The sequence below is a fragment of the Salinifilum aidingensis genome, from assembly GCF_054782015.1.
The window spans coordinates 188,666-211,049 of record NZ_BAAGTH010000011.1 but is presented as its reverse complement, the minus strand read 5'-3'; the positions used below and the strand labels follow the sequence as shown (position 1 = coordinate 211,049).

At 74.4% G+C, this 22,384-nt stretch carries 24 protein-coding genes; 19 read left to right on the top strand and 5 right to left on the bottom strand.

Annotated elements, in window-relative coordinates; translation table 11 throughout:
* On the top strand, positions 1–229 hold a 229-nt coding region (locus ACYVJE_RS16255), incomplete at its 5' end, for a methionine adenosyltransferase domain-containing protein (RefSeq protein WP_461145127.1).
* A 117-nt stretch (positions 230–346) separates the two neighbouring features.
* On the top strand, positions 347–1,063 hold the full coding sequence (locus tag ACYVJE_RS16250) for a YwaF family protein (protein ID WP_459156510.1): 717 nt from the start codon (positions 347–349) through the stop codon (positions 1,061–1,063).
* On the opposite strand, the gene ACYVJE_RS16245 is transcribed toward ACYVJE_RS16250, so the two are convergent.
* Positions 1,014–1,529, bottom strand: coding sequence for a tRNA (cytidine(34)-2'-O)-methyltransferase (locus ACYVJE_RS16245; protein WP_461145126.1), 516 nt, complete (start codon positions 1,527–1,529; stop codon positions 1,014–1,016). The genes ACYVJE_RS16250 and ACYVJE_RS16245 overlap by 50 nt on opposite strands.
* Before the next feature lie 97 nt (positions 1,530–1,626).
* On the opposite strand from ACYVJE_RS16245, the gene ACYVJE_RS16240 reads away from it, so the two are divergent.
* The gene (locus tag ACYVJE_RS16240) at positions 1,627–3,642 is read left to right on the top strand and encodes a primosomal protein N' (RefSeq protein WP_461145125.1); all 2,016 of its coding nucleotides are present in this window, start codon (positions 1,627–1,629) and stop codon (positions 3,640–3,642) included.
* 93 nt (positions 3,643–3,735) lie between these two features.
* On the opposite strand, the gene ACYVJE_RS16235 is transcribed toward ACYVJE_RS16240, so the two are convergent.
* The 3 genes from ACYVJE_RS16235 to ACYVJE_RS16225 form a co-directional block, all read right to left on the bottom strand.
* Positions 3,736–3,927, bottom strand: coding sequence for a DUF3558 family protein (locus tag ACYVJE_RS16235; protein WP_461145124.1), 192 nt, complete (start codon positions 3,925–3,927; stop codon positions 3,736–3,738).
* A gap of 88 nt (positions 3,928–4,015) precedes the next feature.
* A complete protein-coding gene (locus ACYVJE_RS16230; protein ID WP_461145123.1) occupies positions 4,016–4,246 on the bottom strand; it encodes a hypothetical protein in 231 nt (76 codons plus the stop codon).
* A 259-nt stretch (positions 4,247–4,505) separates the two neighbouring features.
* On the bottom strand, positions 4,506–5,438 hold the full coding sequence (locus tag ACYVJE_RS16225; protein ID WP_459156505.1) for an aldo/keto reductase: 933 nt from the start codon (positions 5,436–5,438) through the stop codon (positions 4,506–4,508).
* 197 nt (positions 5,439–5,635) lie between these two features.
* Between ACYVJE_RS16225 and ggt the strand changes: the two genes are divergently transcribed.
* The 15 genes from ggt to ACYVJE_RS16150 all read left to right on the top strand — a co-directional run bounded on the left by ggt (position 5,636) and on the right by ACYVJE_RS16150 (position 19,781).
* Entirely contained in the window at positions 5,636–7,441 is a 1,806-nt protein-coding gene (ggt, locus tag ACYVJE_RS16220) for a gamma-glutamyltransferase (RefSeq protein WP_461145122.1), read from the top strand.
* 120 nt (positions 7,442–7,561) lie between these two features.
* The gene (gene def, locus ACYVJE_RS16215; RefSeq protein ID WP_459156503.1) at positions 7,562–8,107 is read left to right on the top strand and encodes a peptide deformylase; all 546 of its coding nucleotides are present in this window, start codon (positions 7,562–7,564) and stop codon (positions 8,105–8,107) included.
* Between the two features lies 1 nt (position 8,108).
* A complete protein-coding gene (gene fmt, locus ACYVJE_RS16210; RefSeq protein ID WP_461145121.1) occupies positions 8,109–9,038 on the top strand; it encodes a methionyl-tRNA formyltransferase in 930 nt (309 codons plus the stop codon).
* A complete protein-coding gene (locus tag ACYVJE_RS16205; RefSeq protein WP_459156501.1) occupies positions 9,035–10,516 on the top strand; it encodes an RsmB/NOP family class I SAM-dependent RNA methyltransferase in 1,482 nt (493 codons plus the stop codon). Before fmt ends, ACYVJE_RS16205 begins: the two co-directional genes overlap by 4 nt.
* 5 nt (positions 10,517–10,521) lie before the next feature.
* Complete coding sequence (locus tag ACYVJE_RS16200; RefSeq protein WP_461145120.1) at positions 10,522–10,998, top strand: nucleoside deaminase; 477 nt, start codon at positions 10,522–10,524, stop codon at positions 10,996–10,998.
* A 75-nt stretch (positions 10,999–11,073) separates the two neighbouring features.
* Positions 11,074–11,586, top strand: coding sequence for an OsmC family protein (locus ACYVJE_RS16195; protein ID WP_459156499.1), 513 nt, complete (start codon positions 11,074–11,076; stop codon positions 11,584–11,586).
* Positions 11,587–11,591: 5 nt separating this feature from the next.
* Positions 11,592–12,989, top strand: a complete 1,398-nt coding sequence (locus tag ACYVJE_RS16190) for an amino acid permease (RefSeq protein WP_461145119.1) — start codon at positions 11,592–11,594, stop codon at positions 12,987–12,989.
* A gap of 140 nt (positions 12,990–13,129) precedes the next feature.
* Positions 13,130–13,861 carry a GntR family transcriptional regulator gene (locus tag ACYVJE_RS16185; protein WP_461145118.1) on the top strand — a complete coding sequence of 244 codons (732 nt, stop codon included), beginning with the start codon at positions 13,130–13,132 and terminating at the stop codon, positions 13,859–13,861.
* A gap of 154 nt (positions 13,862–14,015) precedes the next feature.
* Complete coding sequence (rpe, locus tag ACYVJE_RS16180) at positions 14,016–14,726, top strand: ribulose-phosphate 3-epimerase (protein WP_461145117.1); 711 nt, start codon at positions 14,016–14,018, stop codon at positions 14,724–14,726.
* An 81-nt stretch (positions 14,727–14,807) separates the two neighbouring features.
* A complete protein-coding gene (ribD, locus tag ACYVJE_RS16175; protein WP_461145133.1) occupies positions 14,808–15,815 on the top strand; it encodes a bifunctional diaminohydroxyphosphoribosylaminopyrimidine deaminase/5-amino-6-(5-phosphoribosylamino)uracil reductase RibD in 1,008 nt (335 codons plus the stop codon).
* Positions 15,816–15,831: 16 nt separating this feature from the next.
* On the top strand, positions 15,832–16,482 hold the full coding sequence (locus tag ACYVJE_RS16170; protein ID WP_461145116.1) for a riboflavin synthase: 651 nt from the start codon (positions 15,832–15,834) through the stop codon (positions 16,480–16,482).
* Positions 16,483–16,541: 59 nt separating this feature from the next.
* Positions 16,542–17,807, top strand: coding sequence for a bifunctional 3,4-dihydroxy-2-butanone-4-phosphate synthase/GTP cyclohydrolase II (locus ACYVJE_RS16165; RefSeq protein ID WP_459156494.1), 1,266 nt, complete (start codon positions 16,542–16,544; stop codon positions 17,805–17,807).
* Positions 17,804–18,304 carry a 6,7-dimethyl-8-ribityllumazine synthase gene (gene ribH, locus ACYVJE_RS16160; protein ID WP_461145115.1) on the top strand — a complete coding sequence of 167 codons (501 nt, stop codon included), beginning with the start codon at positions 17,804–17,806 and terminating at the stop codon, positions 18,302–18,304. The genes ACYVJE_RS16165 and ribH overlap by 4 nt, the downstream gene beginning before the upstream one ends.
* Positions 18,301–18,846: a PH domain-containing protein gene (locus ACYVJE_RS16155; RefSeq protein ID WP_461145114.1), complete on the top strand. Its 546-nt coding sequence runs from the start codon at positions 18,301–18,303 to the stop codon at positions 18,844–18,846. The genes ribH and ACYVJE_RS16155 overlap by 4 nt, the downstream gene beginning before the upstream one ends.
* A 146-nt stretch (positions 18,847–18,992) precedes the next feature.
* Positions 18,993–19,781: a nucleotidyltransferase domain-containing protein gene (locus ACYVJE_RS16150; protein WP_461145113.1), complete on the top strand. Its 789-nt coding sequence runs from the start codon at positions 18,993–18,995 to the stop codon at positions 19,779–19,781.
* A gap of 112 nt (positions 19,782–19,893) precedes the next feature.
* Here the strand turns inward: ACYVJE_RS16150 and ACYVJE_RS16145 are convergent, their stop codons facing one another.
* On the bottom strand, positions 19,894–21,081 hold the full coding sequence (locus tag ACYVJE_RS16145; RefSeq protein ID WP_461145112.1) for an MFS transporter: 1,188 nt from the start codon (positions 21,079–21,081) through the stop codon (positions 19,894–19,896).
* Between the two features lie 214 nt (positions 21,082–21,295).
* Between ACYVJE_RS16145 and ACYVJE_RS16140 the strand changes: the two genes are divergently transcribed.
* Positions 21,296–22,309: a beta/alpha barrel domain-containing protein gene (locus ACYVJE_RS16140; protein WP_461145111.1), complete on the top strand. Its 1,014-nt coding sequence runs from the start codon at positions 21,296–21,298 to the stop codon at positions 22,307–22,309.
* The last annotated feature ends 75 nt before the right edge of the window (positions 22,310–22,384 follow it).

Sequence of the window (22,384 nt, the reverse complement as noted above, 5' to 3'; positions counted from 1 at the left end):
GCTGTTCGTGGAGACGTTCGGCACGGAGAACGTGGACCCGGTCAAGATCCAGGCCGCGATCAACGAGGTCTTCGACCTGCGTCCGGCCGCGATCGTGCGCGACCTGGACCTGCTGCGCCCGCTGTACGCGCAGACCGCGGCCTACGGCCACTTCGGCCGGACCGACCTCGACCTGCCGTGGGAGCGCACCGACCGGGTCGAAGCGCTGCAGCAGGCCGCGGCGGCCTGACCGGCAGGTCCCCGACCAGCAGGCCCGACCAGCAGAACCTGAGCGGCACACCCCCGGCAGCAGGTTTCGGGCGCTGAGGCGCTGACCGGGAGGCTCCACCGCGCTTACCGTGGGCGCATGGGCGGGCTCGCGGTGGTGCAGCGGACCTTCGAACCGTACGGTCCGTCGCACTGGGTGCTCATCGCGCTGCTGCTGGTCGGGGCCGTGCTGCTGGTCCTGCTCGGCCGGCGGCTCGGCGCGCACCGCACCGCGTTCGCCCGCGGCTTCGCGGTGGTGATCGTCGCGTTCCAGCTCCCGCTGCTGGTGTGGGGGATGCTGCCGCCCCGCTGGGACGTGGCGGACTCGCTGCCGCTGCACCTCTGCGACCTGGCCTGGCCGGTGGCGGCGTACGCGCTGTGGACGCGGCGGCAGTGGGCCTACGCGCTGACCTACTACTGGGGCCTGACGCTCACCCCGCAGGCGGTGGTCACGCCCGCGCTGGACGCGCCGGACTTCCCGCACTGGGTGTTCGTCGAGTTCTGGGGCCAGCACCTGCTCGTCGTGTGGGTGGCCGTGTTCCTCACCTGGGGCGCCGGGATGCGGCCGACGTGGTGGGACTGCGGCCGCTCGCTGCTGGTCACGGTGTGCTGGGGACTGGCGATGCTCGGGTTCAACGCCTGGGCGGGCAGCAACTACGGCTACGTCACGGAGAAACCGGAGAACCCCTCGCTGCTGGACCTGTTCGGCGGCTGGCCCGCCTACCTCGGTGTCGCGCTGGTGGTCGGCGCGTGCGCCTGGGCTGCGGTCACGCGCCCGTGGACGGGCCGCTGGCCGTGGTCCCCGGTGCCGCGGTGACCCCGTCCGCGGACGGCAGCGCGTAGCCCTGCTGGCGCCACGCCTCGTACACGGCCACCGCCGCCGAGTTCGCCAGGTTCATCGAGCGGATTCCGGGGCGCATGGGGATGCGCAGCTCCCGGGTCGCTTCGGCGCGCACCTCGGTGGGCAGCCCCACCGACTCCGGACCGAACAGCAGCACGTCACCGGCCTCGTAGGACGCGGTGCTGAAGCACTGCTCGGCCTGCACCGTGAACGCGAACACCCGCCCGGGGCGGATCGCCTCCCACGCCGCGGCCAGGTCGCGGTGCACGTGCAGCGCGGCGCGGTCGTGGTAGTCCAGGCCGGCCCGGCGCAGCTTCGCGTCCTCCACCGAGAAGCCCAGCGGTTCGACCAGGTGCAGCGCGGCGCCGCAACCGGCCGCCATGCGGATGGCGTTGCCGGTGTTCCCGGGGATTTCCGGTTGGTAGAAGACCACGTGAAACACCTGGAACCGTATCGCACCCGGCCGGCGCGCCCGCGGCGGCGCGGGCTCCGCCGGGCGTGCGCGCGGGCACCCCGCCGCGTTCTGGTATGCAAGGAGCATGGCGACGCGGGGGAAGGCTCAGCAGCGGACTCCGGCGGAGCACCTGCCGATCGCCCGCGTCCTCGTCGACGTCGCTCTGCCCGCGCACCTGGACCGCACCTTCGACTACCGGGTGCCCGAGCACCTGTCCGCGTCGGCGCGGGTGGGCTGCCGGGTGCGGGTGCGCTTCCGCGGCAAGCTCGCCGACGGGTTCGTCCTCGAACGCGCGGGGAGCACCGACTTCCCCGGCAAGCTCGCCTGGCTGGAGCGCGTCGCCTCCGCCGAGCCGGTGCTCACCCCCGAGCTGCTGGAACTGTGCCGCGGCGTCGCCGCCCGCTACGGCGGCATGGTCTCGGACGTGGTGCGGTTGGCCGTGCCTCCGCGATCGCCCTCGGGGGAGAGGACCGCGCCGACCGGGCCCGCCGCGGCGCCCGCCCGTCCCGCCGCCGAGGCGTGGCAGCGCTACGCCCGCGGTCCCGCCTTCCTCGACGCGCTCGCCGGTGAGCGCGGCCCCCGCGCCGTGTGGCAGGCGTTGCCGGGGGAGGACTGGCCGCGGCGGCTCGCGGAGGCCGCTGCCACGGCGGCCTCCTCCGGCAGGGGTGCGCTGCTGGTGGTGCCCGACCACCGCGACCTGGCGCGGCTGCACGAGGCCTGCGTCGAGCTGCTCGGCACCGGCGGGGTGGTTGCGCTGACCGGGGAACTGCCCCCGGCCGAGCGGTACCGGCGGTGGCTGGCGGTGCTGCGCGGCTGCGCCCGCGTCGTCGTCGGCACCCGCGGCGCCATGTTCGCGCCGGTGCGCGACCTCGGTCTCGCCGCCGTGTGGGACGACGGGGACGAGCTGCACAGCTACCCGCAGGTGCCCTATCCGCACGTGCGGGACGTGCTCACCCACCGCGCGCACAGCAGCGGTGCCGGGCTGCTCGTGGGCGCGTTCGCCCGCACCGCGGAAGCGCAGCTGCTCGTCGAGTCCGGTTGGGCACCGGAGATCACCGCCGACCGCGGCACCGTGCGCGCCGCGTCCCCGCGGATGACCGCCATCGGTGAGCACGACTCCCAGCTCGCCCGCGATCCCGCTGCCCGCGCGGCCCGCCTGCCGTCGGTGGCCTTCGACGCGGCCCGCGCAGCGCTGCAGCGCGAGGCCCCGGTGCTCGTGCAGGTCCCGCGCAGGGGCTACGTGCCGGCCCTGGCGTGCGCCGACTGCCGGGAACGCGCCCGCTGCCGCCACTGCGCCGGACCGCTGGCGCTGTCGCACGGCGACGGCGGGGCGCGGCCCGCGTCCTGCCGGTGGTGCGGGGCGACCGAGGCCGCGTTCCGCTGTCCGCAGTGCGGCTCGCGGCGGCTGCGCGCCGTCGCCGTCGGCGCCGAGCGCACCGCCGAGGAGCTCGGACGCGCGTTCAGCAACGTGCCCGTGCGCACCTCGGGTGCGGGGGACGTGCTGGCCACCGTGCCCGCGAGACCCGCGCTGATCGTGTCGACACCGGGGGCGGAACCGGCCGCCGAGGGCGGCTACGGGGCCGCGCTGCTGCTCGACGGCAGCACCCTGCTCGGCAGGCCGGAACTGCGGGCGACCGAGACCGCGCTGCGGCTGTGGTTCACCGCCGCGGCCCTCGTGCGCCCGGCGAGCGCGGGCGGGCGCGTCGTCGTCATGGCCGACTCCGACCTGCAGCCCGTGCAGGCGCTGGTGCGCTGGGATCCGGGGTGGTACGCGGAGCTGGAACTGGCCGAGCGCGAGCAGCTCGGATTCCCGCCCGCGCGCCGCGTCGCCGCCGTCGACGGCACTCCCGAAGCCGTGGAGTCCCTCGTGGACTCGGCCGAACTGCCCGACACGGCCGAGGTGCTCGGCCCCGTGCCGCTCAGCGAGATCGCGGGCGCGAGCGCCGCCGACGAGGAGGACGAGCGCGAGCGCTTGCTGGTGCGCGTGGACCGGAGCGAAAGCCGAGCCCTGGCGCAGTCCCTGCACGCGGCGCAGGTCGCGCGGGCCGCGCGGAAGGCCAGCGAGCTGCGGGTCCGACTCGACCCGCTGGAGATGATCTAGCGGTCGCCGCTGCTGCGGTTCGCTGCTGCGACCCGACGCCGGGCGCTCAGCGCGGCGGCGGGCTCGTCCCCCGACCGAGCGGCGGCACGTGCCTCAGGCGTCGGGGATGTTCTCGAGGACCTCGGCGGCGATCGTGTCGGCGTAGCCGCAGGGGTCCTGCATCTCGGGTGCCTTGCTTGCGCAACGTGCGAAGTCGAGGCGGAACGACGCGCTGTCGGGGACGCCGACGTCCGTGGAGCAGAGGCGGCTCTGCCGGCCCTTGTGGTTGGCGAGGTATCCCTGCACCTCGGTGGGCAGGGCGCAGCCGGCGAGGCGAGCGCGGCCAGCACCGCGGTGGTGCCGGGGGTGGTGCGGCGGAGCACGGTCGTGGTCCTCACAGTTGCCGGGATGTCGCTTCGTCGTCGGAGGCGCGGTGGTCGCGCTGGGCGGCTTCCAGCTGCTCGATCTGGCTCTGCAGCCGATCGATGGTCTTGTCGACGCCCCAGGCGAGCTGGCCCGGCTCCTCGCCGGCCATGTTCCCCGGGGACTGCTTGATCTTCTGGCCGACCTCGTCCTCGGCCGGGCCGGCGAACTCGCGCAGGTCCGTGGCTCTGCGTTGGATCATCCGCAGTTTCTCTGCTGGAGTTCGAGAGATCAGTGCCTGGTCCGGAGAGCACTGCACAACCCCGCGCCGACGGGAGGGCCGGAATCGGGGCATTCGATGCGCGCCCGCTCGCATCACCCGGCAGCACCGGCCGGGGCGGGCCGGCGGTTGCGGAGCGGGCGCCGGAGACGCTGCGCCTGCTGGGCCCGCTCCGCCCGCTGCGGGACTCCCGGTTTCCTGCGAGGGCGGTTTCCTGCGAGGTCCCGGCACCGCTCGCCGTTCAGCCCGTGGACTTGGACAGCAGGGTCAGCTCCTCCTGCGTCAGCTCCAGCTCGACCGAGGCCAGCAGGGCTTCGAGCTGGTGCAGGTCGCGGGCGCTGGCGATCGGCGCCGTCACGCTCGGCTGCTGCCGCAGCCAGGCCAGGGACACGGCCGTCGGGGTGCTGCTGTGCGCGGCGGCGACCTCGTCGAGGGCGGCCAGCGCGCGCTGCCCGCGTTCGTCGAGGTAGGCCAGCGCGCCTTCCGCGCGCGGCCCGTCGGCGGTGCCGTCGTTCGTGCGGTACTTGCCGGTCAGGAAGCCCTTGGCCAGCGAGTAGTACGGCAGCACGCCGAGCCCTTCCCGGTGGGCCAGGTCGGCCAGCTCGGTTTCGTAGTCTCGCTCCACGAGGTTGTAGTGCGGCTGCAGCGCGACGTAGCGGGGCAGCCCGTCCCGGTCGGCCGCGCGCAGCGCCGCGTCGAGCCGCTCGGCGCTGAAGTTCGACGCGGCGATGTGGCGCAGCTTGCCGGCGCGGACGAGCTCGTCGAGCGCGCCGAGGGTCTCCTCCACCGGTACCGACGGGTCGTCGAAGTGCACGTAGTACAGGTCGATGTGGTCGGTCCCCAGCCGTCGCAGCGAGTCCTCGGCCGCGGCGCGGATCGCCGGTGCGGTGGTCCCGTTGTTCGGCGGGAGCGCACCGCCCTTGGTCGCGAGGACGACGTCGTCGCGCCGGCCGCGCCGCCGCAGCCAGTCGCCGATGATCGTCTCGGACTCGCCGCCGGAGTTGCCGGTGGCGAACGCGCTGTACACGTCCGCCGTGTCGATGAAGTTGCCACCCGCCGCGGTGTAGGCGTCGAGCACGGCGAAGGACTGCTCCTCGTCGGCGGTCCAGCCGAAGACGTTGCCGCCGAGGTTGAGGCCGAACACGTCGAGGTCGCTGTTTCCGATCGTGGTCATGCCACCGACCCTAGCCCAGTTCGCGCGGAGGCCCAGTTCGCGCGGGTGCCGGCCCGCCCGAGCCCGCTCCGCGCGGACGCCCGGTCCTCGGGAACCGGTGCCCTGTCCGGAGCATCCTCGATTGCACGGTGCGTGCTGTTGTGCGCGCGGGCGGTGGTGGGCAGAGTTGGGAGATCACTGCTTCGGTGGAGGTGCGGATGTCGACGGGACGGGTGCTGATCGGGCTGCTGTGCGCGGGGGTGTTGACGGTGTCGGCGACGCCGGCGGCGACCGGTGGGGCCGGGCGGCACGTGCCCGCGCCGCCGAAGCGGTCCGAGGCCGCTGGGTACGGCGGTGCGGTCTCCAGCGTGGACGCGGACGCGACGCGCGCGGGCATCGGCGTGCTGCGCCGCGGGGGGAGCGCGACCGACGCGGCGGTGGCGGTGGCCGCGGCGCTGGGGGTGACCGAACCGTACTCCGCGGGCGTCGGCGGGGGCGGCTACTTCGTGCGCTACGACGCCGACACCGGAGAAGTGTCCACGATAGACGGACGTGAGACCGCCCCGGCCGCGGCACACGAACGCATGTTCACAGTGGATGGTCGGCCGATGCCGCGGGACGAGGCCATCACCAGCGGGCTGAGCGTCGGCGTGCCCGGTACGCCGATGCTCTGGCAGGAGGCGCTCGACCGCTGGGGGAGCGAGGACCTCTCCGAGGTTCTGCGGCCCGCGGAACGCCTGGCGCGCAACGGGTTCACCGTCGACGAGACGTTCCGCGAACAGACGCGGGAGAACGCCGAGCGGTTCCGGGACTTCCCCGCGACGGCTGAGCTGTTCATGCCCGGCGGCGAACCGCCCGAGGTCGGCACGCGGATGCGCAACCCCGACCTCGCCGAGACCTACCGGATGCTGGCGCGCGACGGGGTGGGAGCGTTCTACGACGGGCCGATCGGCGCCGACGTCGTCGACACCGTCAACGACCCGCCGGTGCGCCCCGGCGCGGACCGCACCGTCCGCCCGGGCGGGATGAGCCGGCAGGACCTGCGCGACTACCGCGCCGCGGAGCGCGAACCCGCGCGCACCACCTACCGCGGCCGCGAGGTCCACGGCATGGCCCCGAGCAGTTCCGGCGGCACCACCGTGGGCGAGGCGCTGAACATCCTGGAGCGCTCGGACCTGTCCGGCATGGACCGGACGAGCTACCTGCACCGGCTGTCCGAGGCCACCAAGATCGGCTTCGCCGACCGCAACCGGTGGGTCGGCGACCCCGCCTACTCCGACGTGCCCACCGAGGAACTGCTCGGCGATCGGTTCGCCGCCGCGCGGGAGTGCCTCATCGACGACGGCGCGGCGCTGCCGACCCCGGTCGCCCCGGGCGACCCGCGGGACCCGGCGGACTGCCGGGGCGGTACCGCACCGCAGCGCCCCGATGCGGAGGGGCCGAGCACGACCCACCTGACGGTCGCCGACGCCGAGGGCAACGTCGTCTCCTACACGCTGACCATCGAGCAGACCGGCGGCAGCGGGATCACCGTGCCCGGCAGGGGCTTCCTGCTCAACAACGAGCTCACCGACTTCTCGTTCACCCCGCACGCGCCCGGCGTGCCGGACCCGAACCTGCCGGAACCGGGCAAGCGACCGCGCAGCTCGATGAGCCCGACCATCGTCACCGAGGACGGCCGGCCCGTGGCGGCGCTCGGAACCCCGGGCGGGACGACGATCATCACCACCGTCACGCAGCTGCTCACCGAGCACCTCGACCGCGGCCGCACGCTCGCGGAGGCGATCGCCGCACCGCGGATCTCGCAGCGCAACGAGTCCGAGACCGACGCCGAACCGGCGTTCCTCGCCCGGCCGGAGGCCGCGGAGCTCCGGGCTCGCGGGCACCGCTTCGCGGAGGCGGACGAGATCGGCGCGGCGACAGGTGTGCGCCGCCTGCCCGACGGGCGGTGGGTCGCCGCCGCCGAACCGACCCGGCGCGGCGGCGGCTCCGCGGAGGTGGTCGTGCCCGCGCCCGCGCCGTGATCGGCCGCGCTCCCGCCCGGGGCGTTCGGTGCCTCGGGCGGGCACCCGCGGACGCCCTCCGCGGTGGCGGCTCCGTAGACTCGGTGGGCAGTCACCGCGCGTCGATCCCCAGGAGCCCCCGTGACAGTTCAGCCCGTCCGCCTGTTCGGCGACCCCGTGCTGCGCACTCCCGCCGAGGAGGTCGTCGACTTCGACGGGGAGCTGCGCACCTTGGTCCGGGACCTGTGGGACACGATGGAGGAGCAGGGCGGAGCCGGTCTGGCCGCTCCCCAGCTGGGCGTGGGGCTGCGCGTGTTCACCTACCACTGCGACGGCTTCGCCGGGCACCTGATCAACCCGAGCTTCGACGTGGTCGGTGACGAGGAGCAGTTCGGCCCCGAGGGGTGCCTGTCGATCCCGGGCATGGGTTGGGACTGCCTCCGGTACCGCCGGGTCGTGGCGCGGGGCTGGAACATGCACGGCGAACCGGTCGAGGTCGAGGGCAGCGACCTGCTCGCCCGCTGCATCCAGCACGAGACCGACCACCTCGACGGGGTGCTGTTCGTCGACCGGCTGGACCGGGCGACGCGCGAGCGCGCGCTGCGCGAGATCGGGCGGGCCGAGTGGTTCGACGGAGCCGAACCGGTGATCAAGCAGAACCCGCATCCGTTGTTCGGGGGGCAGTGACATGCGGCTGGTGTTCGCGGGAACGCCCGAGGCGGCCGTACCGGGGTTGCGCGCGCTGCTGGCCTCGCCGCGGCACGAGGTCGCGGCCGTGGTGACGCGGCCGGACGCGCCGACCGGCCGGGGGCGCAGGGTGGAGCGCTCCCCGGTGGGCAAGGTCGCCGAGGAGAACGGCCTCGAGGTGCTCACCCCGGAGCGGGCCGATGATCCCGCCTTCCTGGAGCGGCTGGCCGGGATCGGCCCGGACTGCTGCCCGGTGGTGGCCTACGGCGCGCTGCTCAAGCAGCGGGCGCTGGAGGTTCCGCGGCACGGGTGGGTCAACCTGCACTTCTCCCTGCTGCCGGCCTGGCGCGGGGCGGCGCCGGTGCAGGCGGCGCTGCGGCACGGCGACGAGATCACCGGGGCGAGCACGTTCCGCATCGTGCCGGACCTCGACGCGGGACCGGTGTTCGGCGTGGTGACCGAGGAGATCGGAGCGCGCGACACGGCGGGCGAACTCCTCGCCCGCCTGGCCGAGTCCGGCGCGCGCCTGCTCGAGTCCACGATGGACGGAATCGAGGACGGCGTGCTGCAGGCCCAGCCGCAGCCGGACGAGGACGTCAGTTACGCGTCCAAAGTGACCGTCGAGGACGCCAAGGTGGACTTCACCCGGCCGGCCCACCTGGTCGACAGGCTCATCCGCTCGGTCACGCCCGAGCCGGGCGCGTGGGCCTGGCGGGACGGGGAGCGGTTCAAGCTCGGACCGGTGCGCCCGCTGCCCGATCGGCCGCGACTGCCACCGGGCGAGATCGCGGTGGAGCGCAAGCGCGTGCTCGTGGGCACCGGCACCGATGCCGTCGAGCTCGGTGACGTGCAGGCTCCGGGCAAGAAGCGCATGTCCGCGCCGGACTGGGCGCGCGGAACGCGGATCGAACGAGGAGAGCAGCTGACGTGAACGACCGCGGCAAGGACCGTCGGACGGGTGGACCGCGCCGCGACGCGCGCTCCGGCGGCAACGGCCACCGGGCCGGCAAGCCCGACCGGTCCGGTGGGAAGGGCCAGAGCTCCGGCGGTGGCCACCACTCCGGTGGCGAGAAGGACCCCGCGCGGCTGGCCGCGCTGGACACGCTGCGCGCGGTCCGGGAGCGCGACGCCTACGCCAACCTGGCGCTGCCGAACCTGCTGCGGCAGCGCAACATCACCGGTCGGGACGCGGCCCTGGCCACCGAGCTCGCCTACGGCGCCAGCCGGGCCCAGGGCCTGCTCGACGCGATCATCGGCGAGTGCAGTTCGCGCCCGCTCGGCGAGATCGAGCCGAAGCTGCTCGACGCGCTGCGCATCGGCGTGTACCAGCTGCTGCGCACGCGCATCCCCACGCACGCTGCCGTCGGCGCGACCGTGAACCTGGTGCGGGCGATCATGGGCGATCGGCCGGGCGGGTTCGCCAACGCGGTGCTGCGGCAGGCGGCCAAGCACGACGAGCAGGGGTGGATCGACGAGGTCGCCCCGGACGCGGCGGAGGACCCGGTGGGGAACCAGGCCGTGCGCCACGCCCACCCGCGGTGGATCGCGCAGGCCTTCGCCGACGCGCTCGGCTCCGCGGCGGAGCTGGGCGACGTGCTCGCCGCCGACGACGCGCGCCCGGAGGTGCACCTCGTCGCCCGTCCCGGGCAGATCAGCGCCGACGAGCTCGCCGCGGTCACCGGTGGTGATCCCGCGCCGTACTCGCCGTACGGGGTGCGGCTGGAGGCCGGCGCGGGCGATCCCGGCGACCTGGAGCCGGTGCAGGAGGGCTTCGCCGGGGTGCAGGACGAGGGCAGCCAGCTCGTCACGGTCGCGCTGACCAAGGCCGAGCTCGGTGCGGGCCCGGACGAGCGCTGGCTGGACCTGTGCGCCGGCCCGGGTGGCAAGGCCAACCTGCTCGGTTCGCTGGTCACGATGGACGGCGGTCAGCTGGACGCGGTGGAGCAGGCGTCGCACCGCGCGGACCTCGTGCGCCGCGCCACCGAGGAACTCTCGGTGAATGTGTACGAAGTGGACGGTCGTGACCCCGGGCTCGAGCCGGGCTACGACCGGGTGCTGGTGGACGCTCCGTGCACCGGGCTCGGCGCGCTGCGGCGCCGGCCGGAGGCGCGGTGGCGGCGGCAGCCGTCCGATGTCGGGGACCTCACCGAGCTGCAGCGGGAACTGCTGCGCTCGGCGGTGCGCCTGACCCGCTCCGGCGGTGTCCTCGCCTACGTGGTCTGCTCGCCGCACCTCGCCGAGACCGGAGGAGTGGTGTCCACTGTGGTCCAGCTCGGGGACGTGGAGCAGCTCGACGCGCGCCCGCACTTCCCCGGGGTGCCCGATCTCGGGGACGGGCCCGGGGTGCAGCTGTGGCCGCACCGGCACGGCACGGACGCGATGTACTGCGCGTTGCTGCGGAAGCGGTGAGAACCATGAGCGCTGAGCACGTCCCCGCGCCGGAGCGGGCGCGGCGGTGGGCCGAGTGGCTCGACGCCGCGTTGCGGGAAGCCCGGGCGGGGGAGGCCGAAGGCGGGATCCCCATCGGCGCGGCCCTGTTCGACGCGGACGGAAACCTGCTGGGACGCGGGCGCAACCGCCGCGTCCAGGACGACGACCCCTCGGCGCACGCGGAGACCGCCGCGTTCCGCGCCGCCGGACGGCAGCGCTCCTACGCGGGAACGACGATGGTGACCACGCTGTCGCCGTGCTGGTACTGCAGCGGCCTGGTCCGGCAGTTCGGCATCGGGCACGTCGTGATCGGGGAGGCGCGGAACTTCCACGGCGGGCACGACTGGCTGGCCCAGCACGGGGTGCGCGTGGGGATCCTCGACGACGCGGCGTGCCGGCGGATGATGGCCGACTTCATCGCGCGGCGCCCGGAGCTGTGGAACGAGGACATCGGCGGGTGAACTCCGCGGTGCGGGAACTCCGCGGTGCGGCCGCCGCGCCCGGCGCGGCCGCCCGCCGACAGGAAGGAGCAGGTGATGGTGATGTCCGAGCAGTCCGCTGCGGCCGCGGGGACGGAATCCCCGGGGACGGGCGCCGGGGGCGCGAGCGGCGGCGCCGCGGGCACCCCGGTGCGCGTGACCCGCACCGGCGAGCACGCGTTCACGGCCGTCAACGAGCGCGGCGCCGAGGTCGCCATCGGCCGCGAAGGTGCGCCCGGCGCGTTCACCCCCGGTGAGCTGCTGCTCGCGGCCATCGCCGGTTGCTCGGCGGTGACCGGCGAGAACCTGCTCGTGCGGCGCCTGGGCGAGGACGCCGAGATCACCGTCGACGCCGACCGGACCAAGAACCCGGAGGACAAGCACCGGTTCGCCACCGTGCGGACGCAGCTGCGCGCGGCGCTCGACGAGATCGACGACGCCGAGGAGCGGGAGAAGCTCGTCGCTGCGGTGCAGCGCGCCATCGCGAAGTACTGCACCGTCAGCCGCACCGTCGCGGAGGGCACTCCGATCCACCTCGACATCGCCGACGCGCGGGGAGCGGAGGGGTAGTCGTTGTGGACGACACCGCGCACGCGCAGCAGGAGACGGCGTCGCCGGGACTGCGGCGGGAGCTGAACGGCCGCCAGGTGACGATGCTCGCCGTCGGCGGGGCGATCGGGACCGGGCTGTTCCTCGGCTCGGGCCTGGCCGTCTCCATCGCCGGCCCGGCCGTGCTCATCGCCTACCTCGTCGCGGCGCTGGTCGCGCTGGCGCTGGCGTACGCGCTGGCCGAGATGGTCGTGGTGCACCCGGAAGCCGGGGGTTTCGGCCCGATCGCCCAGCGCTACCTCGGCGGGTCGGCCGGGTTCGTGCAGCGCTGGATCTACTGGGCCGCCCAGGTGGTCAACATCGGCAGCGACGTGGTCGCGGCGGGGCTGTACGTGCAGTTCTGGTACCCGGACCTGCCGCTGTGGCTGCCCGTGGTGCTCTTCTCCGCGCTGCTGCTGGCGGTCAACGCGGGCGCGGTGCGCTTCTTCGGCGAGTTCGAGTACTGGTTCGCGATGGTCAAGGTCGTCACGATCATCGCGTTCATCGCCATCGGTCTGGCCGGCATCTTCCTCGGCCTGCCCGGCCGCGAACCCCTCGGGCTGGCCGCGCTGACCGAACACGGCGGCTTCCTGCCGAACGGCGTGGGCGCGGTGTGGCTGGCGCTGACGATCGTCACGTTCTCCTACCTGGGCACCGAGGCCGTGGCGGTGGCCGCGGCCGAGTCGCAGGACCCGGGCCGGGACGTCCCGCGGGCGGCCCGCGGGATGGTGCTGCGGCTGGCCCTGTTCTACGTGCTCGGCATGTTCGTCGTGGTGGCGATCCTGCCGTGGAACCAGGTCTCCACCGAGGAGGACGTGCTGCAGAGCCCGTTCGTGCGGCTGTTCGCGATGGTCGGCGTCCCCGCCGCGGCGGGCGTGATGAACTTCGTCGTGCTCACGGCCGCGCTCTCGGCGGTGAACACGAACCTGTACGTCTCCTCCCGCATGGGGCACTCGTTGGCCCTCGACGGGTACGCCCCGCGCTGGTTCGCCCGGGTCGGCCGCAACGGGGCACCGCGGCGCGCGCTGGGCCTGTCCGCGGTGGGACTCGTGCTGGCCGCGATCGTCTCCGCGGTCTCGCCGGAGACGGCGTTCCCGTTCATGGTGGGGCTGGCGCTGTTCGGCGCGCTGGTGACGTGGCTGATCGTGTTCGCCAGCCAGCTGGCGTTCCGCCGCCGGCGCCGCGCCGAGGGGATGCCCGCCTCCTCGGTGCGGTTGCCGGGTACGCCGGTGACCACGGTGCTGGCGATGCTGTTCCTCGTCGCGGTGCTGGCGACGATGCCGTTCACCGAGCAGTTCGCCACCGCCTGGCAGGCGGGGATGCCGTTCCTGGTGCTGCTGCTGGCGGTCTACGCGGTGGTGCGGCGCCGGCAGCGCCGCGGCTGATACCCGCCGCAGCCGACCCGTCCCGGCACCCCGGCCGGTCGCACCCGACTGGACGTTTCCGCACCGCCGCGGCTGCTGCACGCTGGGGGCAGCCGCGGAAACACGCGCAGGCGCGGGCAATTCGGGTGCGCGGGACGGACATGGCTGCCAAGTACGCCCAGATCGCCGAGGACCTCCGGGAACGCATCGCGGCGGGGGAGTACGCACCGGGTGCGCTCCTGCCCAGCGAACCGGAGCTCGGAGAGCTCTACGGCGTCAGCCGGATCACGATCCGCTCCGCTTTCGACGAGCTCCGGGACGAAGGAGTGCTCACCGGTGCCCGCGGAAAGGGGGTCGTGGTGGCGCCACCGAAGCGGATCACACGGGTCAACTCGCAGGAACGGCTGTCGCGGGCCCGGCGGCAGGCGAACGCGGCGGCCTTCCTCGCCGAGGCCGACCGGTACGGTTTCCGGGCCTCGAGCAGCGTCAAGGTCCGGTTCGAAGCAGCGGGGGACGACTACGCCGCGGTGCTCGGCATCGCCCCGGAGGAGGACGTCTGCGTGCGCGACCGCGTGCTGCGCGCCGACGGCGAACCGGTGCAGCTGGCCACCTCCCGCCTGCCGCGCGCGGTCACCCGCGGCACGGCGCTGGAAACCGCGGACACCGGCACCGGCGGTGCCTACGCGCGGCTGGACGAGTCGGTGGGGCTGACCCGGTTCGCCGAGAGCGTCGGCGGGAGGGCGGCCACGAGCGCGGAGCGCTCGGCGCTGAGCAGCACCGTGGTGCTGCACGTGCGGCGGCTGGCCTACTCCGGCGCGCGCGTGGTCGAGTGCAACGACATGATCATGCCCGCCGACCGCTACGAGCTCGAGTACAGCTGGCCCGCGGACTGAGGCGTCCCGGGACTGAGGATTCCCAGTGCAGCGGCCCCATCGGAGGAGGCGGCGGGCCCGGGTGCGGGGTGCGCGAGCGGCCGCCTGAGCTTCCGCGCGCTCCCGCGGACGGCCGGAGCCGGATGTACCCGGAAGCGGGATTTACAATCCCGCTGTGTCGAACGGACAGCGAACCGCCCAACCGCTCATCGCCCCGTCCATCCTGTCGGCCGACTTCGCGCGGCTCGCCGACGAGCTCGCCGCGATCGACGGCGAGCCCGGCCAGCGCGCCGACTGGGTCCACGTCGACGTGATGGACGCGCACTTCGTGCCGAACTTGACGATCGGCCTGCCGGTGGTCGAATCACTGCTCAAGACCACCGACATCCCGCTGGACTGCCACCTGATGATCGACGACCCGGACCAGTGGGCGATCGGTTACGCCGAGGCCGGCTCGCACAACGTGACCGTGCACGTCGAAGCCGCCGAGGACCCGGTCGCCCTGGCGAAGAACCTCCGCGCGGCCGGGGCCCAGGCGGGCCTGTCGATCAAGCCGAACACGCCGTTCGAGCAGTACGTGGACGTGCTGCGGCACTACGACACGCTGCTGGTCATGTCGGTGGAACCGGGCTTCGGCGGGCAGAAGTTCATGCCCGACGTGCTCGAGAAGGTCCGCGCCGCGCGGCGGATGGTCGACACCGGCCACCTCAACCTGCTCGTCGAGATCGACGGCGGCATCAACAACGACACCGTGGAGCAGGCAGCCGAAGCGGGCGTGGACTGCTTCGTCGCCGGCTCCGCCGTCTACGGCGCCGAGGACCCCGCCCGCGCCGTGCGCGCGCTGCGCGAGCAGGCCGCGCCGGGTTTCGCGCACGCGAGGCAGTGACCCGTGCACGAGCGGGAACCGCAGGACCGGTCCATCGCCCCCGCCGGGGCCGGCGCGGGCGCTGACGCCTGGGACGCGGTCATGCTCGACGCGATCGACCTCGGCCGGGGCGTGCGCGGCTCGACCAGCCCCAACCCGCCCGTCGGCTGCGTCGTCCTCGACGCCGAGGGGCGCGTCGCCGGGCGCGGTGCCACCCGCCCGCCCGGCGGGCCGCACGCCGAGGTCGTCGCGCTGGAGCAGGCCGGTGCGCGCGCGGCGGGCGGAACCGCGGTGGTCACGCTGGAACCCTGCGCCCGCGCGGGGCGCACCCCGCCGTGCGTGGACGAGCTCGTGAACGCGGGCGTGGCCCGCGTCGTGCACGCCGTGTCCGACCCGCACCCCTCCGGGGCCGGCGGCGCCGAGCGGTTGCGCGCCGCCGGGGTCGAGGTGCGCTCGGGAGTGCGGGCCGCCGAGGCGGCCGCGGGGTCGCTGCGCGCGTGGCTGCACTTCGCCCGCACCGGACGCCCGCACGTGACGTGGAAGTACGCGGCCAGCCTGGACGGCCGGTCCGCGGCCGCCGACGGCACGAGCCAGTGGATCAGCTCCGCGGTCTCGCGCGCCGAGACGCACCGCCTGCGCGGCGCGGTCGACGCGATCGCGGTGGGCACCGGCACCGTGCTCACCGACGACCCGCAGCTGACCGCCCGCGGTGCGGACGGCGAGCCGCTGCCGCGGCAGCCGCTGCGCGTCGTCCTCGGCGACCGGCCGCTCCCGGTCGGCGCGCGGATCACCGACGCCTCGGCCGAGACCGTGCACCTGCCGGGCGGCGACCCGGACGCGGCGCTGGCGCAGCTCGCCGAGCGCGGCGTCGTCGACCTGCTGCTCGAAGGGGGGCCGCACCTGGCCGGGGCGTTCATCGCCGCCGGACGCGTGGACCGCGTCCTGGCCTACATCGCGCCGGTGCTGCTGGGAGCGGGCCCGGCCGCACTGGTCGACGCGGGCATCGGCACCCTCGCCGAGGCCCAGCGCTGGGAGATCGAGGACGTCGCCCGCACCGGAGGCGACCTGCGCGTCAGCGCGGTGCCCCGGACGACCCCGACAGCATCGTGAAGCGAGGAGGCAGCAGGTGTTCACCGGCATCGTCGAGGAGCTCGGCACGGTCGTGGCGGTGGAGCCGCACGAGGCCGGCAGCCGGTTGACCGTGTCCGGGCCGCTGGTGACGGGCGATGCCCGCCACGGCGACTCCATCGCGGTCAACGGCGTGTGCCTGACCGTCGTGGAGGTGGTCGGCGACCGGTTCACCGTCGACGTCGTCGAGGAGACGCTGCGGCGCTCCTCGCTGCGCGGCGGAGTGGTCGGCGACCGGGTCAACCTGGAGCGGGCCATGGCTCTCGGGGACCGCCTGGGCGGCCACATCGTGCAGGGGCACGTCGACGGCACGGCCGCCGTCCGCGGTATCGACGCGGAGGGGATCACCCGCTTCGACCTGCCCGCGGAGCTCGCCCGCTACGTCGTGGAGAAGGGCTCGATCACCCTCGACGGCGTCTCGCTGACGGTGGCCTCGCTCGGCGAGACCGACTTCGGCGTGGCCCTGATCCCCACCACCGAGGAGCTCACCACGCTCGGCGGCCGCACCGCGGGTGACGTGGTCAACATCGAAGTGGATGTGCTGGCCAAACACGTGGAACGCTTGTCCGCAGCGCAACTCAGTCGTGTCCGCCCCGACGCCGCGGCGCGCGGAGAGGATAATGGCAAGGACGGGACCCCGCGGCGCTAGCGGCGCGAGGGGTTCGCAACGAGCAGGCCGGCAGGCCAGACGGGAAAAGGCACGGCACCGTGGACACCAGTTCCTTCACAAGCATCGAACGCGCTCTCGCGGACCTCCGAGCGGGGCGGCCCGTGGTCGTCGTGGACGACGAGGACCGCGAGAACGAGGGCGACCTGATCTTCGCCGCGGAGCACGCGACGCCCGAGCTCGTCGCGTTCATGGTCCGCTACACCTCCGGTTACCTCTGCGTGGCGTTGACCGGTCAGGACTGCGACCGGCTCGACCTGCCGCCGATGTACTACTGGAACCAGGACCGCAAGGGCACGGCGTACACGGTCACCGTGGACGCGGCCGAAGGCGTCAGCACCGGCATCTCCGCGGCCGACCGGGCGCGGACCACGGCACTGCTGGCCGATCCCGACGCGACGCCGGCCGACCTCACCCGCCCGGGGCACGTGGTGCCGCTGCGCGCGCGGGACGGCGGGGTGCTGCGCCGGCCCGGGCACACCGAGGCTGCGGTGGACCTGGCGCGGCTGGCCGGCACGCGCCCGGCCGGTGCGCTCTGCGAGGTGGTCAGCCAGAAGAACGAGGGCGAGATGGCCCGGCGGGACGAGCTGGACCTGTTCGCCGCCGAGCACGACCTGGCGCTGATCACGATCGCGGACCTCATCGCCTACCGGCGGCGCTTCGAGAAGCAGGTCGAACGCGTGGCCGAGGCCCGCATCCCCACCGTGCACGGCACGTTCCGCACGGTCGGCTACGACAGCACCCTCGACGGCATCGAGCACATCGCGCTGGTCTACGGCGAGATCGGCGACGGCGAGGACATCCTCGTGCGGGTGCACTCGGAGTGCCTCACCGGTGACGTCCTCGGCTCGCTGCGCTGCGACTGCGGCCCGCAGCTCGACGCCGCGATGGCCAAGGTCGCCGAAGCCGGCCGCGGCGTGGTGCTGTACATGCGCGGGCACGAGGGCCGCGGCATCGGCCTGCTGCACAAGCTGCAGGCCTACCAGCTGCAGGACCGCGGTGCCGACACGGTGGACGCGAACGTCGAGCTCGGCATGCCCGTGGACGGCCGCGACTACGGCCAGGGCGCGCAGATCCTCCGCGACCTGGGGATCAAGTCGATGCGCCTGCTGACCAACAACCCCGACAAGCGCGTCGGGCTGGAGGGATACGGCCTGCGCATCGTCGGCCGGGTCCCGCTGCCCATCCGCCCGAACCCGGAGAACCTGCGCTACCTGCAGACCAAGCGCGACCGGATGGGCCACGACCTGGACAATCTCGAGGACGGCGAGGACTCCTCGATCGGCGACACGGGAGTGACGGCATGAGTGGCGAGGGGCGCCCGCGGGTCGACGTGCCGCGGGCCGGAGGACTGCGCATCGGCATCGCCGCGATCCGCTGGCACGCGCAGTTCGTCGAGCAGATGCTCGTGCGGGCGCAGGAGGCCGCCCGCGAGGCCGGCGCGGCCGAGCCCACGGTGGTGCGGGTGCCCGGTTCGGTCGAGCTGCCCGTGGTGTGCCAGCAGCTCGCCCACCAGCACGACGCCGTCGTCGCGCTCGGCGTGGTCGTCCGCGGCAGCACCCCGCACTTCGACTACGTGTGCGACTCGGTGACCCAGGGGTTGACCCGGGTCGCGCTGGACGAGTCCACCGCGGTGGGCAACGGCGTGCTCACCTGCGAGACGGACCAGCAGGCGCTCGAGCGCGCCGGGTTCGAGGACTCGGTGGAGGACAAGGGCTTCGAGGCGACCGCCGCGGCGCTGGAGACGGCGCTGGTGCTGCGCGACCTCCGCGGCGGCGACATCGGGGAGCGCGGGTTCCTGTGAGCGCCCAGCGAGTCGAGGTCCGCCCCCGCAAGGTGCGCCGGGTGGCCGTTCCGGTGTCGGTGGTGCTCGTCGCGCTGTTCGTCGTCGTGGCCGTGATGCTGCGCGAGACTCCCACCGGCGTGTACTTCCGCGTGTCCGACCAGGTGTCCATGGCGCTGCTCGGCGTGCTGCTCGGCGCGGCGGCCCTGGTGCCCACGCTGCCGCGGTTGCGGGCCGACCGCTCCGGGGTGGAGGTGCGCAACGCGTTCATCAGCAAGCACCACCCGTGGAGCGAGGTGCGGGGCATCACCTTCCCCGAGGGGGCGGCGTGGGCGCGCGTGGAACTGCCCGACGACGAGTACACGCCGGTGATGGCGATCCAGGCCACCGACGGCGAGCACGCCGTGGTCGCGATGCGCCGGCTGCGCGAGCTGCGCCGCACCGCCGAAGCCGAGCGGGGAGCGGAGCAGCGCGAGCAGGACCCGCAGGATCCGGACGCGCAGCGCCCGGACGCGGACGCGGGGCACCGCTCCCCCTCCGAGCAGCAGGACTCCGAATCCTGAGGTCCCGCTGAGAGCGCGCGGTGCGCCCCGCGTGCCTGTGGCCAGGGGTTTGTGCATTTTCCCGCGAAATGTTCAAACGCTCGTTCGGGTGCGGCGCTTGCGGTGGGGCGCGCCGGACGGGAGGAAGCCGGCTCCGAGCGGATCCGATGACGGAGGAAGGGGCGAATGTGCTCGACGACACCGCGTTCGTCGACCACGTCGCGGACGGTCTGGCGGCGCTGCCGGGCGTCGTCGCGGTGAGCTTGGGCGGTTCGCGCGCCGAGGGCACCCACCGCGCCGACAGCGACTGGGACGTCGCGCTGTACTACCGCGGCGGGTTCGACGCGGAGGACCTGCGCGCGCTCGGCTGGCCCGGTGAGGTGTTCGACCCCGGGGACTGGGGCCGCGTGTTCAACGGCGGGGCCTGGCTGGAGGTCGACGGGCGCCCGGTGGACGTGCACTACCGCGATCTCGACGACGTGGAGTTCCACCTCGCCGAGGCGCGGCAGGGCCGGTTCGCCTGGGAGCCGCTGCTGTTCCACCTCGCCGGCATCCCCGGGTACCTGGTGGTCGGCGAACTGGCGATCAACCGGGTGCTGCGCGGTGACCTGCCGCGGCCCGAGTTCCCCGCGGCGCTGCGCCGCAGCGCTCCCGAGGTGTGGTGGCAGCAGGCCGATCTCGGCCTGTCCTACGCCCGGGCGAACCACGCCCCGGCCGGGCGGGCGGCGCAGACGGCGGGAGCGGTGGCCCAGGCCGCCTGCCAAGCGGCGCACGCCGTGCTCGCCGCCCGCGGCGAGTGGGTCACGAACGAGAAGCGGCTGCTGCGGCGCGCTGGGCTGGAGGGCACCGACCCCCTGCTCACCGGACTGCCCGGCGGTTCCGCGGAGCTCGTCGAGCTCGTGGACACCGCGCGGTCCCGGCTGCGGGCGGCGGTCGAGGCGGCCCGCCTGGAGTGACCCCGCCCGGAGCGACCGGGATCGGGGCGCACCCGGACCCGCCCCGTTCCCCCTGTCTTCCCGCCGGCACCCCCTTCCCCCGACCGCGCCGAGCGGTGCGGTCGGGGTGCGCTCACGCCGGGCGCGGCGGGCGGACGGCGTCGGCCGCCAGGGCGATGAGCACGGCCAGCGCCGCGGGCACCGCCAGGCCCGCGGTGAGCCCGAACGCCTGCGCCACCAGGCCGATCACCACGGGTCCGGCGAGCAGCCCGGCGTAGCCGAAGGTGGCGACCTGGGCGAGGTCGCGTCCGCTGCGCTGCCGGTCGCGGTTGCCCGCGGCGTTGAACACCTGCGGAACGATGCACGACAGGCCCGCGCCGAACAGGGCGAACCCGGCCAGCGCCACCCACGGGTCGCGCACGAGCAGCGTCATCGCCAGCCCGCAACCGGCGACGAGCCCGCAGGCGCGCACCAGCGCCACCGCACCGAAGCGCTGCACCAGCCCGTCGCCGAGGAACCGGAACACCGCCATGGCCGCGGAGAACACCGCGTACCCGGTGGCGGCCACGGCCGGACCCGCGTGCACCACCTCGGTGAGGTAGAGCGGCGACCAGTCGGCCATGGCGCCCTCGCCGAGCGTGCAGCAGAAGCCGAGCGCGCCGAGTAGCACGATGATCGTCGGGACCCGCGCGCGGGCCGGCGCCGGCTCCGCCCCCGGTGCCTCCGCGGCCGGACCGTCCTCCGCGGGCAGCAGGAACCGCCGGGACAGCAGCACCACCGCCGCCAGCACCGCGGCGGCGGTGAGGAAGTGCGGGGCCACCGGCACCCCGGACCGCGCGGCCAGCGCCCCGAACCCGGCGCCCAGCAACCCGCCGATGCTGAACAGGGCGTGGAACGTGGTCAGGATCGGTCGCCCGTAGCGGTGCTGCACCCGCAGCGCGTGGCTGTTCATCGCCACGTCGACGGTGCCGTGCCCGATGCCGAACAGGGCCACCGCCCCGACCAGCGCGGGCAGGTTCGGCGCGATCCCGGGCAGCAGCACGCTCCCGGCGAGCAGGACCCCGGCGGGGCCGAGCACGCGGGCGCTGCCGAACCGGTCGGCCAGGCGGCCGACGCCCTGCATCGCCACCACCGAGCCGGCGGCGAGCGCGAACAGCGCGACCGTCACCCCCGCCTCGTCGAGCGCGAGGTCGCCGGCGATGGCCGGGATGCGCGAGGTCCAGGTGGCCAGTGCCACCCCGGTGACCACGAAGTAGCCGGTGACCGCCCAGCGGGCGCGGCGTTCGGTGCGGCTCGGGGCGGTCGTCGTCGGCTCGACCACGTGGTTCCTTCCCGGACGGCGGAGTGGATCGCGGTCCCGCATCCTGCCGGGCGCCCGCGTGGCGGCGGAAGAGCGGGGCGCATCAGCCGGTGCACCGCCACGTCCGGCGGGCCGGGTGCCGCGCGGCCCGCGCACCGGTGCGCACCGCCGCACCCGGATGGGGGACAATGGCGGTGGCAGGTCAGGCGGCAGTCAGTCCGTGTGGGAGGGGATCGTGAGCGCAACCGCGGAACGCGCGACGGCCGAACCGGCGGGTCCCGGGGTGCGCCTCGGTGACATCCAGCTGCGCAACCGCCTGGTCACCGCCTCCAGCCTGCTCGGCTACGGGGTCTCCAACGCCCGCGTCATGGCCTACGGGATGAGCCCGATCTCCCAGTTCGTGCCGCTGGAGCGCTTCGGCGCGGTCACCACCCGCACCCTCACCGTCGAGCCCCGCGAGGGCCACTTCACCACGCGCGACCAGTGGCCGCTGCGCGAGCTGCCCTCGCTGCTCAAGCGCTACGGCCGCGCGCTGCGGCAGGTCGACGGCGGCTGGCTCAACGCCTTCGGCTGGTGCAACGTCGGCATCGAGAGCTACCTGCGGGACTACTACCCGCGCACCCGCGGCCAGAACACGATCATCTCGGTGGGCGGGTTCTCCGCCGAGGAGTTCGTCACCCTCGTCGACCGGATCAACGCTGCCGTGCCCGCCGGGGACATCGCGGCGGTGGAGTTCAACGTCTCCTGCCACAACGTCAACTTCGACTTCAACGCGATCATCGAGTCGGTGCTGGCCGAAGCGGTTCCGCGCAGCGCACACCCGGTGATCCTCAAGCTCTCCCCGGACTACGACTACCTCGGCCACGCGCGCCTGGCCGCCGATTACGGGGTGTCCGCGCTGACGGCGATCAACACGGTCAAGGGGCTGCGGCTGGACCCGGAGACGGGCGCGCCGCTGCTGGCCAACGGCTTCGGCGGGGTCTCCGGGCGGGCGATCAAGCCGATCGGCCTGCGCGTGGTGCGCGAGCTGCGCGACGCCGGCGTGCGGCTGCCGATCATCGGCACCGGCGGGGTGCGCACGTTCGACGACTGCCGCGAGTACTTCTGGGCGGGCGCCGACGCGGTCAGCCTCGGCAGCGCCAGCTGGTTCGCCAGCTACCCGGGCTACGCCCTCTCGCCGGTGCACGGCGCGCGGATCCGCCGGCTGCTCAACCGGGTGGAGCGCTGCGAACCGCCGCAGCGCGGCTGAGCGAGCGGCCTGCCCCGTCAACCGCGGTCGGGCCGCACGCCCCGCGGGGTCGGGCAACCGGTGCAGGGTTCGAAC

Coding starts and splice junctions, on each gene's coding strand:
- ACYVJE_RS16185 (WP_461145118.1), top strand. CDS start 13,130: ATGGCTGCCAAGTACGCCCAGATCGCCGAGGACCTCCGGGAACGCATC.
- ACYVJE_RS16240 (WP_461145125.1), top strand. CDS start 1,627: ATGGCGACGCGGGGGAAGGCTCAGCAGCGGACTCCGGCGGAGCACCTG.
- ACYVJE_RS16195 (WP_459156499.1), top strand. CDS start 11,074: ATGGTGATGTCCGAGCAGTCCGCTGCGGCCGCGGGGACGGAATCCCCG.
- ACYVJE_RS16150 (WP_461145113.1), top strand. CDS start 18,993: ATGACGGAGGAAGGGGCGAATGTGCTCGACGACACCGCGTTCGTCGAC.
- fmt (WP_461145121.1), top strand. CDS start 8,109: ATGCGGCTGGTGTTCGCGGGAACGCCCGAGGCGGCCGTACCGGGGTTG.
- ACYVJE_RS16250 (WP_459156510.1), top strand. CDS start 347: ATGGGCGGGCTCGCGGTGGTGCAGCGGACCTTCGAACCGTACGGTCCG.
- ribD (WP_461145133.1), top strand. CDS start 14,808: ATGCTCGACGCGATCGACCTCGGCCGGGGCGTGCGCGGCTCGACCAGC.
- ACYVJE_RS16230 (WP_461145123.1), bottom strand. CDS start 4,246: ATGATCCAACGCAGAGCCACGGACCTGCGCGAGTTCGCCGGCCCGGCC.
- ACYVJE_RS16200 (WP_461145120.1), top strand. CDS start 10,522: ATGAGCGCTGAGCACGTCCCCGCGCCGGAGCGGGCGCGGCGGTGGGCC.
- ggt (WP_461145122.1), top strand. CDS start 5,636: ATGTCGACGGGACGGGTGCTGATCGGGCTGCTGTGCGCGGGGGTGTTG.
- ACYVJE_RS16225 (WP_459156505.1), bottom strand. CDS start 5,438: ATGACCACGATCGGAAACAGCGACCTCGACGTGTTCGGCCTCAACCTC.
- ribH (WP_461145115.1), top strand. CDS start 17,804: ATGAGTGGCGAGGGGCGCCCGCGGGTCGACGTGCCGCGGGCCGGAGGA.